Consider the following 281-nt stretch of genomic DNA (forward strand, 5'->3'; position numbering starts at 1 on the left):
TGACAATGGCGCCAATAGTGGTTCCCGGCGGAAGTTTTATCTGCTCAACTGTCCTGCCGACAACTTTTGACGTGCTTTCATCACCATGCGCAATTGCTTCAATGGCTTCTGCCACTCCACGACGTAGCGATGACACACTGACAATGTCAGCCTTACGTACATGTCCCAGTAATGCAGAAATGGTGGCTTGCTGTGGTGAAATAGCAATGTCAATAACGCTGTCCTGTACAAGGTCGACATAGGCGCTGCGTTGTATCAATACCATCGCTTTCTTTGCCCCC

At 49.5% G+C, this 281-nt stretch carries 1 pseudogene; it reads right to left on the minus strand.

Going from position 1 to position 281, the window contains the following annotated elements:
* Positions 1-281 (minus strand): annotated as a pseudogene (gene trkA / locus ACMV8I_RS21480) (Trk system potassium transporter TrkA); the annotation flags it as partial.

Origin of the sequence: Ewingella sp. S1.OA.A_B6 (genome assembly GCF_049889095.1) — a bacterium.
In the GTDB taxonomy this organism is placed as follows: Bacteria; Pseudomonadota; Gammaproteobacteria; order Enterobacterales; family Enterobacteriaceae; genus Ewingella.